Raw genomic sequence first — 14,130 nt, forward strand, 5'->3', positions numbered from 1 at the left:
CTCCATATTCGCCGAATAATCCAGCGTTGGATTCGATTGAAGAGCAAAAAGGCACTCTTCCTAAGGTACTCTAAAATCCGGTGGATTTTCGTTCAATGAATGACCGCAATTTACGATGCACGAACACAAATAAGGTGGTTCTAATATTCAGAACCACCCATTTTAACTTCTGTACCTACTTTATGAATAACGTCTTATTTTCATTTTTATAAAATCTATAATTTCACTTTGGTCAGTATCAGTCAGTTTCTTGAAAATTGAAAGGAGAACCGTTTCTTTTTATGTAAGTTCTTGTAAATTTTGTCTGCTTTATTAAGTGTACCTTCACCAAGAAGTAACCAAAGCAAGTCTACATTGAAATGATTATGAATTGCCAAGATTATATCTAAGGAAGGCTTGTATTTATTTTGCTCTAATTCACTCAAAGTCCCTTGCGATACTCCTATAAATTTCGAGAATTCAATTTAGTTTTGTTTATGTAGTTTCCGAATGCGTCTTATTCTCTCTCTAACAGTTGACATTGTTTTCCCCCTCCTTAAACATCAAGAAAGTCCTGATGACTTAGAGTCATCAGGACCATTATTTTGTTTAGACATTATTAGTTTACTGATTCTATTGATCAACCAGTTATCCATGTCATCGGACAACAGTTCGTGTAGTTCCATACTTTTGCCACTGGTTCCCGACATTTTTTACTGGTTCCACACTTCTTTATCACCAGACATTAACATCTAGTTAAAGACTATTCCTTACTCTACTGTTACGCTTTTCGCCAAGTTACGTGGTTTATCCACATCGTGGCCCAGTGCTAGGGAAGCGTAGTATGACAGCAATTGCAGTGCAACTACAGACAAAGTCGGGCTGAGCAGTGGCAGCGTCTTAGGAATCGCAAACGCTTGGTCTACGGATTTGAGCAAGGTTGCTACATGCTCTTCATACGTGATTGCCAGTACATCTGCGCCACGTGCTTTTACTTCTTTGATATTGCTCACCGTTTTCTCCAGAACGTTCTCCTGTGTTGCTAGGGCAATTACAGGGATACCGTCCTCGATCAATGCGAGCGTACCGTGTTTCAACTCACCCGCAGCATAAGCTTCGGAGTGAATATAAGAGATCTCTTTCAGCTTCAACGAACCTTCTTGAGCTACTGCATAGTCCAGACCACGGCCGATGAAGAAGAGATGTTCATGTTTTGAGATTTGTTCTGCATATCCTTTAATCGAATCCGCTTGTTTCAGCATGGATTCCACTTGCTCAGGCAATGCTTGCATTGCTGCCAGCATGTGAGCAATCTCATCTGCTGTTTGCGTACCACGAACTTGTGCAAGGTACAGACCCAGCAGATTGAACGCGATCAATTGCGAAGTATATGCTTTGGTGGAAGCTACCGCAATTTCCGGTCCTGCCAATGTTGCGATAACATCGTCTGCATCACGCGCAATAGAGCTTCCCACTACATTTGTAATTGCCAGTACATGTGCACCATTCGACTGTGCTTCACGCAGTGCAGCAAGTGTATCAGCTGTCTCACCAGACTGGCTCACAACGATCACAAGTGTATCTTTGTGCACGATCGGGGAACGATAACGGTACTCGGAAGCAACATCCGTTTCTACCGGAATACGCACCAATTGCTCGATCACCGTACGTCCAACCAGACCGGCATGGTACGCTGTACCACATGCAATGATTTGAATGTTACGAATGTTTTTGATTTTTTCTTCTGTCATTTTCAACTCAGGAAGTTGAACTTTTTTGCTTTCATTGTCGATGCGACCAAGCATCGTATCACGATAGGCTTTTGGTTGCTCATGAATTTCTTTCAGCATGAAGTGCTCGAATCCGCCTTTTTCTGCGGTTACAGCATCCCAATCGACATAAATCATTTCCCGAGAAATAAAGTTGCCCTCAATCGTCATCAATTCGACAGCATCATGTGTCAATACAGCCATTTCACCATCATTCAGAATGTACACGTTACGTGTATGTTCCAGAATAGCCGGGATGTCGGAAGCGATAAAGTTCTCGCCTTCACCAATACCGATAATCAGTGGGCTTGCTTGACGCACAGCTACAAGTTTCTCAGGCTCATACTCTGTCAGTACACCCAGAGCGAACGCTCCACGCATCAGCGTGATCACTTTTTGCACAGCTTTAACGATATCGCCATCGTACTCACGTGCAATTAGGTGGGAGATAATTTCAGTATCTGTCTCGGATGTGAATGTGTGGCCCTGAGCCATCAGTTCGTCTTTTAGATCCAGGTAGTTCTCGATAATTCCGTTGTGAACAACAGAGAACTTCTGGCTCTCATCCGTGTGTGGATGGGAGTTCTCATCCGATGGTTTACCATGAGTAGCCCAGCGAGTGTGCCCAATTCCAGCATTACCTACCAGAGGAGCACCATCAAGTTTGGCTTCAAGGTTCGCGAGACGTCCCAGAGCTTTCGTAATTTGCAGACCTTCTGGCGTAAATACCGCGATACCTGCAGAATCATAACCACGATACTCCAGCTTTTTCAGTCCTTCAGTCAATACCGATTGAGTGTTCTTATTACCAATATATCCAACAATACCGCACATAATTTATTTCCTCCGTTTGTATATGAATACTGTGTCACGAAGAGAAACAGACAGACGCGGCATATCGGAAAAATGAGTGATTGCCTAACCGTTTCATGAATACATGTTACCTATTCAATTATCAATGATCAGAGCGACCTCTTGCCGCCCCGCAGTCATCATAAGCTGTTATGGATGCAATCATGAATGTACATCATTTCCCCGTCCGCGTACTGTTCACGCTCTTCGCGCACATTCATTTGAATTTTAGTTAACTCTTGCACCTGCACCGGCGCGTTGTGTGGACAGTCACCCATCCATTTTCCGCAATCCGGTTTACGGCTCTGGTGCTTCACCGGGAGGTCCCCGCCGAACAATCCGAACACCTCCACCTCGTCAGCTTGATTGCCGTGGATCTTGTTCAGCAGTAACTTCAAGCGAAGATACACTAATCAAAATCCTTCCCGCGCAACTTCAAGCTCTGGCGCTTGTGTAACTGTTACCTTACGATCCTCACTTTCCGTATCTGAATGACGACTCCACTCATTATATGCACGTCAGGTTCATTTTGCAATGGAGCAAAGTACCTGTGACAATTTCAGCATATTTACCCACAATCCCGACCGGACAAGCAGGACCTATGGTCTCACTAAGCCGGGATGCAGGTATATTGAATTTTATGACATAACTCCTGTGATATTAAACCATCTTGTACAGTAATTCCCTACAGAGAACCGTAACTAAGTGAGATCCTATCAGGTCCTATACCAGTTCTTTTTGCACAACATCGGCGATTTGGGACACAAATTGTTCCAGTTCATCTTTATCTGGTCCTTCCGCCATAACACGAATCAGTGATTCTGTACCAGACGCACGAACGAGCACACGCCCATTATCGCCCAGTTGTTGTTCTACCGTAGCAATGGCTTGCTCAATCGCAGGATTACCCTCGTATTTACTCTTGTCTTCTACACGTACGTTCACCAATACTTGTGGGTACTGGGTCATCAGTGCTTTCAGTTCACTCAACTTCTTGCCTGAAGACTTCAACGTATCCACGAGCTGAATCGCTGTCAGCATGCCGTCTCCTGTTGTATTGTAATCCAGGAAAATAACGTGACCGGACTGCTCTCCACCCAGGTTGTAGCCGCCACGACGCATTTCCTCCATCACATAACGGTCACCCACTGCCGTTTTTGCCGTTTTCAGTGCAAGTTTCTCTGTAGCTTTGTAGAATCCGATGTTACTCATAACTGTAGATACCACCGTACTATCTTTCAGCTTGCCTGCTCGATTCATCGCATCACCACAGATGCACAGAATGAAGTCACCATCGACCTCTTGTCCTGTCTCATCAATAGCAATCAGGCGATCTGCATCCCCGTCAAAAGCAAGTCCCAGATCCGCTTTATGTTTAAGCACCTCTTGTTTCAAGTGCTCTGGATGCGTTGATCCGCATTGCTCATTAATATTCAGGCCAGTAGGCTCAGCGCCAATGGCAATGACTTCTGCACCAAGTTCGCTGAACAATTTGGGCGCCAGCTCATAAGCTGCTCCGTTTGCACAGTCCAAAACAACTTTAAGACCTGAGAACGACTCACTCACTGTTGTTTTCAGGAAATCCAAATAACGGTATCGGGACTCTTCGTCCACGACAACTGTACCTAAACCACCGCCAACTGGACGTGGCAATTGATCTGTCTCTGCATCCATTAACTCTTCGATCCGGTTCTCCGTCTCATCCGTCAATTTGAAGCCATCTCCGCCAAAAAACTTAATGCCGTTATCCTCAACCGGATTGTGCGAAGCCGAGATCATAACCCCTGCATCAGCTTTCAGCAAACGTGTAATATATGCCACTCCGGGAGTGGATACAACGCCCAGACGAATCACATCAGCGCCAATGGATAACAAACCTGCAACCAGTGCGGATTCCAGCATCAGTCCCGAAATTCGAGTATCCATGCCGATAACCACTTTAGGTCTTTCCACACCACCTGCAAGTACATAACCACCACAACGTCCGATGCTGTAAGCCAGCTCCGCCGTTAGTTCTTTATTGGCAACCCCTCTTACACCGTCTGTACCAAAATATTTCCCCATGATCTAACTCCTTCTATTCGCATCATATAAGAGCATTAACGTTATTTTTATCATGCTGACCTGAACATTTACGGATTCGCGCCACTCGTGCTACTACCGCTGTTATTGTTATTTGGACTGCCTTGATTGGTTGTATTCCCCTGCGGGTTCTGCTCCTGATTGTCCGTATTCGATTCTGTTTCTTCTTCATCAGGAACAGTTTCGCTATCCCCATTCTCGACTTCTGCTGGTGAAGGGTCAGGCGCTACCGTGCCTTCATCCTTCGGATCCTCGCCGGGAGCAACCGTTGTATCCTCAGCCTTTTCGCTAATTTTGACGGTAGCACTCAGATTGTTGGATGATTCATCGAGTTTGGCAAAACGAGGCAAGTCCGCTTCGAGTTGCACTTCATGCGTACCTACCGCAAGTCCAGCAAGATCCGCACTCAGCTTGATATCATCACTGCTCAGACCTTCAAGCATGCTTGAAGAACCTTTGAGCGTGATATTTAGGCCACCGCTTTTGGGGGTAACCAAGGCCCCTTCCAATCCATTCCCAGCGCCTGTAAGCGTAATGGGTACGTTCGGAAAGACCTTGGTCGTCTCCTCAAGCTCATCATAAGGCGATACCACCACCTTAAGCTGAATCGAACTAGGCTCGATTTTCTCAAAACCGGAAGGCGGCGTCAAGTCCACGTTAACTGTCGACGTACCTGCCTCATTAAACTGAGTAAGATCAAGGGTTACTTGGTCGTAGGACTGTATACCCGCAAGCGTATCCTCATTACCATAAACCGAGACTTCTTTCACGTTTGGCTCAACCGTGGAGAGAACCAGACCTTCCGGAAGCTGTCCTGAATATTTGATTCTTAAGGGTACAGTTTTATAGGGCTGATTAACCGGAATTCGGACTTCAACCGTTTGTGGCGTAACAATCGCATTTTCAATGATCTTGCCTTCTGCATCATATGCCTCAAGCTTTACTTTTTTCTGAGTTACATCATCCTTCGCGTCCTTCACGCTCACACTGCCCTGAACCTTCGCTACGGCGTCGAGCTGCCCTTCTGGCAGAGTTACCTTAACTGGACCTGAAGGTTCCACAACGGGCGTCCCAGCACTATATCCGGCGGAAGGATCTCCTTCGGGTACAATATTCACATTGAAGGATTTGGTGCCCAATTTTTCAACGTTGACCGTAACCATCGAAGGCTCCATACTGACCACTTCAACCCCGGAGGGCAGATCAGGTACTAAAGGTAACGTGTTGGACCCATCTTTCACCTGACTAAGATCCACCAGCACTTTATAATCATCATTCGTAAAAATTGAAGTCAACATCGAACGCTGGCCTTTAATCTCCAGACGGACTTCATCCGTACTTAATGAAGTAAGTACATACGAGTTGCTGTTGAGTCCATAGGGCTGAACAGGAACCGTACGCTCAACAACCTTATTGGTTGTACCCGTTACAATCGTTGGCGTAGTGGGCACTTCGTCCAAATGAATCATAAACCATAACAACAGACTTACTGCGAGTGCCAGTATTTTGGCAAAGTTGTTATTGTTAAACCATTTATCCATTGTTACGTCCCCCCTTCCGTTTCCAGAAGGTAGTCCAACCATTCTTTTTACTCAGATTAGATGTCGGACGTAGCTCCTCATACAATTTGGCAATCAGTGATTCTTCCTTAATATCACGAACGACCTGTCCATTCATCGCCAGCGACACTTGTCCTGTCTCCTCCGAGACAACCAGACAGATTGCATCCGCAACTTCGGTAATCCCGATCGCTGCACGATGACGCGTTCCCAGCTCTTTGCTGATAAACGGATTCTCCGACAATGGCAAATAACAGGCTGCCGCCGTAATCTGTTTGCCCTGTATAATGACGGCTCCATCATGGAGCGGTGTATTTGGAATAAAGATGTTGATCATTAGCTCCGAGCTAACCAATGATTGCATCTTGATCCCAGACTCTGTGTAATCGTTCAGCCCGGTTTCCCGTTCGAACACGACCAATGCACCAATTTTGCGCCGGGACAAATAATTGACAGACTTAATAATTTCACCAATTAATACCGTTAATTCTTCGTCACTAGCCGCCGCCGAGCGTCCAAACAGCTTGCCACGTCCCAATTGCTCCAGTCCACGGCGCAGCTCCGGCTGGAAGATAATAAAGACCGCAACGACTCCAAACGTAAACATCTGGTTCATCAACCATTTGAGCGTATATAGGTTTAGCCACGTACTCAGTGCCCAGATCAACACAAGGAACAGAATGCCCTTTAAGAGCTGAACAGCACGTGTACCCCGTACAAGCAATATGAGTTTGTACATAATATAGGTAACGATTAATATATCGATAACGTCCTTGATGGACTCTTTCCACGTTAAGTCAGCAAAATAGTTCATAAGCCAGCCCCCGCTATCCCCATTGATGAGTAAACCCTGATCTCATATTAACCCATTAGGATTTTAAATAATCCTTTGTCTTAGCATTTGCATAATTCGGTTCAAGTCGCTCAAGGGTACAAGATTTAGACGAATAGAACATTTCATCTATATCTTGCTGATTGAAAGACGCTCTTTGAATTTATGCAAAATGCTTATTTATATGTAGTAGTATGTTCTCTTTAGTATCTAGGTTATAACGTTAACGTTCAGGTTGCAAGTTACGGCAGTCACAATCTGCGTATAAACAACTCATTTTCCATGAATTACAAAGTTTGCGTATAAAAAAAGAGCACCCCATGCAATCTGGAGGTACCCTGCTTGGTATATACCCTTGAAGAATTCACCCTGTTTTAGCGGTAAGCCACTTCATTTACCATATTGGTTATTTTGTACCAGAACCAGTCCAGCGCCTGATCAATACTTTTCACCTGACCTGAAATATGCGCCGTCGAAGCCTGAAACAGTTGTCCGTCGATCACTGTCAGGTTGCCGTTTACATCACCGTATACTTGTGCGGTTCCATTTTCTATCGTAAGATCGCCAGCAATTGACTTACCTTCAGGAACAATAACCGTGTTACCCTGAATCACGATCTGGTCCAGATTATTTCCCTTAACGACCATTTCGTTATTCTGATTCCAAAAATTAAAGGCGCTAAAGAGCATCACGACCAAAAAGAAGGCTGCCGCCGTCAGCGCGGGATGTCCTTTGACCCATTTGAGCCATACTTGCTGTCTCTTGGGCTGGGGCAGAGCATTCATAATTCGATTGGTCAGCTCATCCGAGGCAGACGGTGAATAGTGTTTCATGGCAAAGAGTAGCATTTCCGTCTGTTCCAACTCTTTAAAGCGCATGCGACAATCCGGACAGATCACAAGGTGACTTTTCAGTTCAACCTTCTGGGCCGGGGACAACGACTCATCCAAACATTCATGCATTAAAGAGACGGCCGAGTTGCAATCCATATGAGAGCCAATCCTTTCTTCAATCACTTAGTCCATGCATCTTCAAATGTCACGCATAAGACTTGCATACATTACATACGCATCCGTTTCGGATATGTTTCAAATAATTTCGCCCAAATCAAAGACGTCTCACATTTATAACTTGTACTCCAATTTTTTACGTAGAAAATCACGGCCCCGATGAACGCGTGTCTTGATCGTTGTTACGGGCATACCTGTCACATCACTGATTTCCTGTAGCGACAAGTCCTGTAAATATCTCAGAATCATAACGGACTTATACTTGGCCGGCAAACTGTCAATCGCCTCACGAATGAGAGTTTGAGTTTCTGACAGGAGTGCTTCACTCTCCGGTGTACGATCATCACTCGGGAGCATCGCGTAACCGTCAGATCCTTCCTGATCATTCAGTTCAGCATCCAAAGAGTATGAAGGTTTCTTTCTACGCAGTCGGTCAATACACAGGTTGGTCGCAATCCGGTAAATCCAGGTTGAGAACTTCTGGTTCGGATCGTACTTCTCCATATTGCGAAACACACGCAAAAACGTCTCCTGCACAACGTCTTCAGCCTCATGACGGTTGTTCAGCATCCGGTATGCCAAATGAAAAAGCTTGTCTTTATATAGCTCAACGATTTCTGCAAAGGCTCTCTGGTCACCCTTCAGCACCAGTTTAACAAGCCTGTTCTCCAAATTGTCCACCTTTATTCCCCCAGACATGCTGATGGGTCTTCCGTCTTCTGATACCCGTCCACACTTGTAATTCACCAATCAAATCGTAAATCAACTTTGGTCAAAAATCAAGACTGTATGACAAATATCCTCCAAAAACAGTAAAAACGGGAACTCCCGCAGGAGTCCCGTTTCCTCTCTCTCTCAAACTGAGGAGAGAATGAAGCATTTTGTTGTCTAACATGATGGAAGCTTCGCTTCATGCTATCATACGTATTCAGCGAAATATCCGATCAACCTGTATTACGAAGTCCTGCAGCAATGCCGTTGATTGTCAGCAGTACTTCTCGCAGCAGTTCTGTATCATCCTCACCACGTTCACGCATATCTCTGAGCTCGCTCAGAAGTTGTACCTGCATGTAGGACAATGGATCAACATAAGGATTACGCAGTCGAATCGACTCTTGAATAACCGGTACATCATCCAGAATCTCCGCTTCTCCGGTAATTTTCAGAATCAGCTCTTTCGTCAGCTTGAATTCAGCTTCAATCTGACCATATATGCGATCCCTAGCTTCTTTATTGGAAGTCATGGCCGAATATTCTTTGGCAATGACGAGGTCTGCTTTGGCGATAGCCATCTGTACTGTATCAATCAGTGTGCGGAAGAATGGGAAGTTTCCATACATTTCTTTCAGGACAACCAGATTTTCCTCTTTATCCTGATAGTAACTTTGCAATCCCGTTCCTGCTGCATACCATGCCGGAAGCAGATAACGACTTTGCGTCCAGGCAAATACCCAAGGGATCGCTCTCAAATCCTCGAACTTATCGCTGTTTTTCCGTTTGGATGGACGCGAACCAATATTCAGCTCACCGACCTCCGGAAGCGGTGTCGATTCCTTGAAGAAGGTAAAGAAGTCTGGATCACGGAAAATCAGATCCTGGTATTTCGTCAGCGATACTTCCGAGATATTTTTGATGATCCTATCCCATTCACGCTCCGCTGCCGACTCTTGCGGCTCCAGACCGTTTAGCGCAGCAGTAATCAAAGCCGATGTAGCCTGCTCAAGACTGCGGTATGCTATCCCCTGAAGGGAATAACGGGAAGAAATAACCTCACCCTGCTCTGTAATCTTGATGCCCCCACCAATGGTATGTGGTGGTTGAGCAAGAATACTGCGGTTGAGTGGCATGCCTCCACGACCGAGTGCCCCACCACGTCCGTGGAAGAACTTCAGCTTGACGCCGTGTTTGTTACCAACAGCTGTAATGGCGTTCATCGCTACACGCAATTCCCAGTTGGCTGTAACTACCCCGCCATCCTTGTTGCTGTCTGAATAACCAAGCATGATTTCATGCAATTCATTCCGTCCACTCACACTTGCACGATAAACAGGAAGGTTGAACAGCTTCTCCATAATATCGGAAGCAGCATGAAGATCGTCAATTGTTTCAAACAACGGAACTGCCTGAAGTGTAGAGATGACTTCACCGTTATGACCTTTACGGAACAAGCCCACTTCTTTGGCAAACACCATGACCTCCAGCAAATCACTTGCGCCCTGTGTCATACTGATCAGGTAACTTGTGATACAGCCTGCACCAAATTCGCTCTGGGCACGCTTAATCGTACGGAAGACATCCAGACACTCTTTGGTTCCCTCCGAGTATTGGTGGTAAGGAGAAGTCAGCGGACGAGGGTCATCCAGCAAACGAGCGAGCAAATCGATTTTGCCGTCCTCTGTCAGACGCGCATAATCTTCTACGATGTTCATTTTGGCCAAAATTTCTGACATCGCATTTTCATGTTCCTTACTGTGCTGACGTACATCCAATGCAGCTGTATGGAAACCGAACAGTTCCACTTGACGGATCATTTTGCGAATGGTCGTATCTGCTACATAGTCTGCAAAGTGATGACGCAGGCTCCGATCAATAATCATCAGATCATCCATCAGCGCCTGAGCACTGTCATAGCAGTCTGGCTGTCCTGCTTTATTCTCATCTAGTACATTATTCAGCTTGGCAATCATATAAGCCAATTTGATACGATATGGCTCCTTTTCATTCCGCCATATGTCCACTTTTTTCAAAGTAACACAACTACGGTCCTGCTCAATGGATTGCACCAGCTCATCCGATACGTGGATGATGTTCGTGCTGAAGCTGAGATGGCCCATGAGTTCAATCATAATCCGCTGGTATTCACGCAAAGCAAGCTTGCGCTGCATCAACAGCGTCTGCCATGTTACATCTGAAGTTACCGAAGGATTTCCATCCCGGTCTCCACCGATCCAGGAACCGAACCGCAAATACGTCGGCACATGCCAGTCATGGTCAGGATAAAATTTATTTAAGCAGCGTTCCAACTCCTGATATACATCCGGAAGTACGTGGAACAACGTCTCATGAAAGTAATACATCCCGTTCCGTACTTCATCGAGCACAGTCGGTTTACGGTCGCGAAGCTCATCAGTCTGCCATAGGGTAATGACTTCGTTCAGCAACTTCTCCCGCAACTGTTCACGTTCACGTAACGTCAGCGTAGGATTATCAAGCAGCATGACATCTTCGGATATCCGTTTGTGGATGTCCAGTATAACCCGGCGCATGGCCTCGGTTGGATGTGCTGTCATAACCAGCTCAAGCGATAATTCGTCCAGAATATCTTCTACTTCCGTATGAGATAGTCCGCGTTCCTTCAGATCCAGTACTGCTTTTTCAATCGATCCTGGCTGCACAGCGTCCCCTGCAGAACGTTCATAATCCCGTTTACGCCGGATCCGATGGTTTTGTTCAGCAATATTAACTAATTGAAAATAAATAGCGAAAGCCCGAATAACCTGATGACGATTTTCCGAGTCTAATTCCTGGATCATCGATTTGAACTCTGTATAGAGTTCTGGCAGAAATTCTGCACGCAACGATTTGCTCGTTTCCCGAATCTTCTCAACGATATCTAGAAGCTCCGTGCCTCCTTGATGGACAAGAACTTCTCCGAGTATATTGCCCAGGAACCGCACGTCTCGCCGAAGCAGGTTGTTGGATTGGCTTTTGCTGGCGGTTACCATAGTTTCAGTCATGCTTATCCTCCCATCTGATCGTTCCATTCGTACACGTAAATTTGACACCTTCATAACATCATACAATAAAATGGTACGAAAATCTTTATTTTTCTACTAGAAAAATTGGGGATTATCCCCGATTTACAGCACAAAAACACGCTTTATTATTCATTTTCTTGTTCTGCTTCGTTTAATGGTCAAATGCTATCGCATGATACCTTTTTCACGTACTATTCATAACACGAATAACTCATACCTATTCTTTATTTCTTATAAATATACAGTAAAATTAGGTATGGTTCTTAGCACCTGAATGGATCTATATCTATAACATTTCCATTGTTACAAACCAGACGATACACTAAGAAACATGACCGGCAAAGCAAGCTTTTGTATACTTTATCACAGTGACGCAATAAATTAAAGAGTGTATTATAATTTTCTTTGCTTCTTACTAAAATTAATAACGAGACAAAATAATTAACGTTTGACTAGGGCGTGTCTTCAAACTCAGGCAAGCTAAACCCTGATGGATGCCAGCGTCCGAAAATTCTTGAAGTATAAGGTAGCTTACCTGGCAAATCACCAGACGATTTTCTAAGGAACAGAGGACAGGACGTCATATTTAGCTCCCAGGCTTTCTTTTTCAAACGTAAGGAACACCAGACACGTTATTTCCTAAAATCCATTAAAAAAAATGCTCAAACGGCTCTACATTCCGATGTAGCGTGTCTCAGGTCCCTTATCATTCTGCAGGTGCTTCAAAGCCTTGAATAACACGTCTCATGCTCGTTAGGGCTCCACCTTTTACGCAAGCGGGAGGGACGATTTCGGCTTGCTCACACGTTCATGCCGCGTATTCGCCCGCTCTGGACACGTTCAGATCCGCTCTAGCTTTCAGACCGAGGTTTGAAGACACACTCTAGTTAGACCAAATCTTTTCTAAATAGATGATTTCTGTACAGTGTGCTTATCATTGGGATATCTTATGTATGTTCTTCAGCAAAACAAACCAAATGCCCCTATAAACGTAAATAAACAGCCAGGTTTCTTCGTAAGATCAACAAAGAGAGACTAGCCGCCTTAATACATGCTACTAAAAAAAGAAAAGCCTCTGCAGGAGCAGAGACTTCTCAATACATCATGAAGCGGGTGATGGGAATCGAACCCACGCTATTAGCTTGGAAGGCTAAAGTTCTACCATTGAACTACACCCGCAAATAAAAAATCGGGATGACACGATTTGAACATGCGACCCCCTGGTCCCAAACCAGGTGCTCTACCAAGCTGAGCTACATCCCGATACTTATGAAAATAATGGCGCGCCCTGAGAGATTCGAACTCCCGGCCTTTTGATTCGTAGTCAAACGCTCTATCCAGCTGAGCTAAGGGCGCATATATGGAGCGGACGACGGGAATCGAACCCGCGACCCTCGCCTTGGCAAGGCGATGCTCTACCGCTGAGCCACGTCCGCTTATAAAGGATGCGCGTGGAGGGACTTGAACCCCCACGTCAAAGACGCTAGATCCTAAGTCTAGTGCGTCTGCCAATTCCGCCACACGCGCATGTGAAAAGTGAGTCATGAAGGGCTCGAACCTTCGACACCCTGATTAAAAGTCAGGTGCTCTACCAACTGAGCTAATGACTCATAATAAAATGGCTGGGGATATAGGATTTGAACCTATGCATGACGGAGTCAAAGTCCGTTGCCTTACCGCTTGGCTAATCCCCATTGTGATAAGTGGTGGAGGCTGAGGGGATCGAACCCCCGACCCTCTGCTTGTAAGGCAGATGCTCTCCCAGCTGAGCTAAGCCTCCATCCTATGACCCGTAGGGGATTCGAACCCCTGTTACCTCCGTGAAAGGGAGGTGTCTTAACCCCTTGACCAACGGGCCCCATTTCCAAAGCTCTCAACCGGGATCGAACCGGTGACCTCATCCTTACCATGGATGCACTCTACCTACTGAGCTATGAGAGCAAATGGCTCCCCGAACAGGGCTCGAACCTGTGACAACTCGATTAACAGTCGAGTGCTCTACCAACTGAGCTATCAGGGAATAATATGCATTTGCAATGCAAATGCAATTCATCGTACAACGTCAACACGCAAAGCCTGTTTTCTATGTATGATGAAAGAGTTCGCTTGGCGGCGTCCTACTCTCCCAGGACCCTGCGGTCCAAGTACCATCGGCGCTAGAGGGCTTAACGGTCGTGTTCGGGATGGGTACGTGTGGAACCCCTCCGCCATCGCCACCAAACGCATAGCTTATAGCTTACATTTCAGAGTATTTGTTCTCTGAAAACTAGATTCGAAACGAAATTTGCG

The 14,130-nt window shown here is 45.5% G+C and carries 9 protein-coding genes, 11 tRNA genes and 1 rRNA gene; all 21 read right to left on the reverse strand.

Annotated elements, in window-relative coordinates; all coding sequences use genetic code 11:
* Window positions 1-242: 242 nt before the first annotated feature.
* A complete protein-coding gene (locus ACR32F_RS28410; RefSeq protein ID WP_440120045.1) occupies window positions 243-464 on the reverse strand; it encodes a helix-turn-helix domain-containing protein in 222 nt (73 codons plus the stop codon).
* 285 nt (window positions 465-749) lie between these two features.
* Complete coding sequence (gene glmS / locus ACR32F_RS28415; protein WP_440113085.1) at window positions 750-2,582, reverse strand: glutamine--fructose-6-phosphate transaminase (isomerizing); 1,833 nt, start codon at window positions 2,580-2,582, stop codon at window positions 750-752.
* Between the two features lie 158 nt (window positions 2,583-2,740).
* A complete protein-coding gene (locus tag ACR32F_RS28420; protein ID WP_440113087.1) occupies window positions 2,741-3,010 on the reverse strand; it encodes a hypothetical protein in 270 nt (89 codons plus the stop codon).
* Window positions 3,011-3,323: 313 nt separating this feature from the next.
* On the reverse strand, window positions 3,324-4,664 hold the full coding sequence (glmM, locus tag ACR32F_RS28425; RefSeq protein WP_440113089.1) for a phosphoglucosamine mutase: 1,341 nt from the start codon (window positions 4,662-4,664) through the stop codon (window positions 3,324-3,326).
* Between the two features lie 68 nt (window positions 4,665-4,732).
* Window positions 4,733-6,223 (reverse strand): CdaR family protein, encoded by a 1,491-nt coding sequence (locus ACR32F_RS28430; protein WP_440113092.1) that lies wholly within the window; start codon window positions 6,221-6,223, stop codon window positions 4,733-4,735.
* Complete coding sequence (gene cdaA, locus ACR32F_RS28435; protein ID WP_440113094.1) at window positions 6,216-7,055, reverse strand: diadenylate cyclase CdaA; 840 nt, start codon at window positions 7,053-7,055, stop codon at window positions 6,216-6,218. The genes ACR32F_RS28430 and cdaA overlap by 8 nt, the downstream gene beginning before the upstream one ends.
* A gap of 392 nt (window positions 7,056-7,447) precedes the next feature.
* On the reverse strand, window positions 7,448-8,062 hold the full coding sequence (locus tag ACR32F_RS28440; protein WP_440113097.1) for a zf-HC2 domain-containing protein: 615 nt from the start codon (window positions 8,060-8,062) through the stop codon (window positions 7,448-7,450).
* Window positions 8,063-8,197: 135 nt separating this feature from the next.
* Window positions 8,198-8,764: an RNA polymerase sigma factor SigW gene (sigW, locus tag ACR32F_RS28445; protein WP_017692117.1), complete on the reverse strand. Its 567-nt coding sequence runs from the start codon at window positions 8,762-8,764 to the stop codon at window positions 8,198-8,200.
* Between the two features lie 263 nt (window positions 8,765-9,027).
* Window positions 9,028-11,820 carry a phosphoenolpyruvate carboxylase gene (ppc, locus tag ACR32F_RS28450; protein WP_440113101.1) on the reverse strand — a complete coding sequence of 931 codons (2,793 nt, stop codon included), beginning with the start codon at window positions 11,818-11,820 and terminating at the stop codon, window positions 9,028-9,030.
* Between the two features lie 1,129 nt (window positions 11,821-12,949).
* Window positions 12,950-13,020, reverse strand: a tRNA-Gly gene (locus ACR32F_RS28455).
* 10 nt (window positions 13,021-13,030) lie between these two features.
* Window positions 13,031-13,104: transfer RNA gene (locus ACR32F_RS28460), tRNA-Pro, on the reverse strand.
* A gap of 16 nt (window positions 13,105-13,120) precedes the next feature.
* Window positions 13,121-13,197 (reverse strand) — tRNA-Arg (locus ACR32F_RS28465).
* A gap of 5 nt (window positions 13,198-13,202) precedes the next feature.
* Window positions 13,203-13,277, reverse strand: a tRNA-Gly gene (locus tag ACR32F_RS28470).
* A gap of 10 nt (window positions 13,278-13,287) precedes the next feature.
* Window positions 13,288-13,368: transfer RNA gene (locus ACR32F_RS28475), tRNA-Leu, on the reverse strand.
* A 10-nt stretch (window positions 13,369-13,378) separates the two neighbouring features.
* Window positions 13,379-13,451 (reverse strand) — tRNA-Lys (locus ACR32F_RS28480).
* A gap of 9 nt (window positions 13,452-13,460) precedes the next feature.
* Window positions 13,461-13,535 (reverse strand) — tRNA-Gln (locus ACR32F_RS28485).
* Between the two features lie 10 nt (window positions 13,536-13,545).
* Window positions 13,546-13,621 (reverse strand) — tRNA-Val (locus ACR32F_RS28490).
* Window positions 13,622-13,627: 6 nt separating this feature from the next.
* A tRNA-Glu gene (locus ACR32F_RS28495) sits at window positions 13,628-13,699 on the reverse strand.
* A 10-nt stretch (window positions 13,700-13,709) separates the two neighbouring features.
* Window positions 13,710-13,782 (reverse strand) — tRNA-Thr (locus ACR32F_RS28500).
* Window positions 13,783-13,785: 3 nt separating this feature from the next.
* Window positions 13,786-13,861: transfer RNA gene (locus tag ACR32F_RS28505), tRNA-Asn, on the reverse strand.
* An 84-nt stretch (window positions 13,862-13,945) separates the two neighbouring features.
* Window positions 13,946-14,062, reverse strand: a 5S ribosomal RNA gene (gene rrf, locus ACR32F_RS28510).
* Window positions 14,063-14,130: the final 68 nt, after the last annotated feature.

Origin of the sequence: Paenibacillus hebaui, from assembly GCF_051934385.1 — a bacterium.
In the GTDB taxonomy this organism is placed as follows: Bacteria; Bacillota; Bacilli; order Paenibacillales; family Paenibacillaceae; genus Paenibacillus.

What these genes read in the sequence shown, in the direction of transcription:
- glmS (WP_440113085.1), bottom strand. Translation starts at nt 2,582, where the DNA reads ATGTGCGGTATTGTTGGATATATTGGTAATAAGAACACTCAATCGGTA.
- glmM (WP_440113089.1), bottom strand. Translation starts at nt 4,664, where the DNA reads ATGGGGAAATATTTTGGTACAGACGGTGTAAGAGGGGTTGCCAATAAA.
- ACR32F_RS28430 (WP_440113092.1), bottom strand. Translation starts at nt 6,223, where the DNA reads ATGGATAAATGGTTTAACAATAACAACTTTGCCAAAATACTGGCACTC.
- cdaA (WP_440113094.1), bottom strand. Translation starts at nt 7,055, where the DNA reads ATGAACTATTTTGCTGACTTAACGTGGAAAGAGTCCATCAAGGACGTT.
- ACR32F_RS28440 (WP_440113097.1), bottom strand. Translation starts at nt 8,062, where the DNA reads ATGGATTGCAACTCGGCCGTCTCTTTAATGCATGAATGTTTGGATGAG.
- ppc (WP_440113101.1), bottom strand. Translation starts at nt 11,820, where the DNA reads ATGACTGAAACTATGGTAACCGCCAGCAAAAGCCAATCCAACAACCTG.